This window comes from Heterorhizobium halophytocola (assembly GCF_017873095.1).
GTDB classification, from domain to species: domain Bacteria; phylum Pseudomonadota; class Alphaproteobacteria; order Rhizobiales; family Rhizobiaceae; genus Allorhizobium; species Allorhizobium halophytocola.
Genome location: NZ_JAGGJU010000026.1, coordinates 1 through 2,046 on the forward strand (window position 1 = coordinate 1; position 2,046 = coordinate 2,046).

Sequence of the window (2,046 nt, forward strand, 5' to 3'; positions counted from 1 at the left end):
ATCCGTCGGATGAAGCTGCGCGAGAAGCAGTCGATCCGCGAGATCAGTCGGCATACCGGTTTGTCGCGCAACACGATTGCGAAGTATTTGAACGCTGGTACGATCGAGCCGACGTTCACGGTACCGGAGCGGCCGAGCAAGCTTGATCCTTTTGCCGACAAGCTGGCGGCCTGGCTGAAGACCGAGGCTGGGAGGTCGCGCAAGCAGCGCCGAACGCTGAAGCAGCTTCACGCCGATCTGGTGGCTCTCGGGTTTACCGGCTCCTACGGTCGGGTCGCCGCCTTTGCCCGTGAGTGGCGGGTTGAGCAGCAGACGACTGGCCGCGGCATATTCGTTCCGCTGTCTTTCCGTGCAGGCGAAGCATTCCAATTCGATTGGAGTGAGGATTATGCCGTGATCGGCGGCGAGCGGACGAAGCTGCAGGTCGCCCATATCAAACTATCACACAGCCGGGCGTTTCTGGTCAGGGCCTACCTGCTGCAGACGCACGAGATGCTCTTCGACGCTCATTGGCACGGGTTCCGCGTGTTTGGCGGCGTGCCCGGTCGCGGTATCTACGACAACATGAAGACCGCGGTCGATCGCGTTGGCCGCGGCAAGGAGCGACAGGTCAATGTTCGCTTCCAGGCGATGACGAACCACTACGTTTTTGCGCCCGAGTTCTGCAATCCCGCCGCGGGTTGGGAGAAGGGCCAGATCGAGAAGAATGTCCAGGATGCCCGGCCGCGACTGTGGCAACAGATGCCGGACTTTCCTGATCTGGCGGCATTGAATGCCTGGCTGGAACAGCATTGCCAGGACCTGTGGCGCGACACAGCGCATGGCACCTTGCCCGGCACGATCGCGGACGTCTGGTCCGCAGAACAACCAGCATTGATGGCGCTCCCCGCTGCGTTTGACGGCTTCGTCGAGCAGGGCAAACGTGTTTCTCCGACATGCCTGATCACCTTCGAGCGGAACCGCTATAGCGTGCCTGCATCGTTTGCGAACCGGCCTGTCAGCTTGCGAATCTATCCCGAGCGACTGGTCGTTGCGGCCGAGGGCAATGTTCTATGCGAACATCCGCGGGTGATTGAGCGCAGCCACGACAAACCGCCGCGGACGATTTACGACTGGCGGCATTACCTTGCTGTCATTCAGCGCAAGCCCGGTGCCTTGCGCAATGGTGCGCCCTTCCTGGAATTGCCGTTGGCCTTCCGGCGATTGCAGGACCAGATGCTCCGCCGCGCCGGCGGTGATCGCGAGATGGCCGATATCCTTGCTCTTGTCCTCCATCACGAAGAACAGGTTGTCGTCAGGGCCGTGGAACTGGCTCTGGACCAAGGCGTGGCAACCAAAACGCATGTGTTGAACTTGCTGCATCGGCTGATTGACGGCAAGACGACCGACGGTCCTGACATCGATACGCCACAGGCGCTGACCTTGCTACGCGAACCCAAGGCCAACGTGGAGCGCTACGATGGCTTGCGTGTCCGGATCGTGGGAGGTCGCCATGCGTCATGATCCCGCAAGTGCCGCCGTCGTCATCATGCTGCGGAGCCTGAAGATGTATGGCATGGCCCAAGCCGTCACAGACCTGATCGAGCAAGGGGCTCCAGCTTTTGATGCGGCCGTGCCGATCCTGTCCCAGTTGCTGAAAGCCGAGATGGCCGAACGTGAGGTTCGCTCGATTGCCTATCACATGAAAGCCGCTCGCTTCCCGGCCTATAAGGACATCTCCGGGTTCGACTTCGCCGCCAGCGAAATCAACGAAGCGACGGTGCGCCAACTGCACCGATGCGAGTTCATGGACGGGGCGCAGAATATCGTGCTCGTCGGTGGGCCGGGCACAGGAAAAACACATGTCGCGACTGCCCTTGGGGTCCAGGCGATCGAGCATCACCGCCGGAAGGTCCGCTTCTTCTCGACCATCGAATTGGTCAATGCGCTCGAACAGGAGAAGGCCAAAGGCAAGGCAGGACAGATCGCTGAAACCCTGGTTCGCCTCGATCTCCTGATCCTCGATGAATTGGGATACCTTCCGTTCAGTGCCTCAGGGGGAGCGCT

General features: G+C 60.7%; 2 protein-coding genes. Both read left to right on the forward strand.

Annotation, left to right across the window (positions count from 1 at the left end; genetic code table 11):
• Positions 1–1,503, forward strand: a 1,503-nt coding sequence (istA, locus tag J2Z17_RS25095; protein ID WP_280923409.1) for an IS21 family transposase, incomplete at its 5' end; no start/stop codon positions are given.
• Positions 1,493–2,046, forward strand: a 554-nt coding sequence (locus tag J2Z17_RS25100) for an ATP-binding protein (protein WP_209949587.1), incomplete at its 3' end; no start/stop codon positions are given. The genes istA and J2Z17_RS25100, both read left to right, overlap by 11 nt.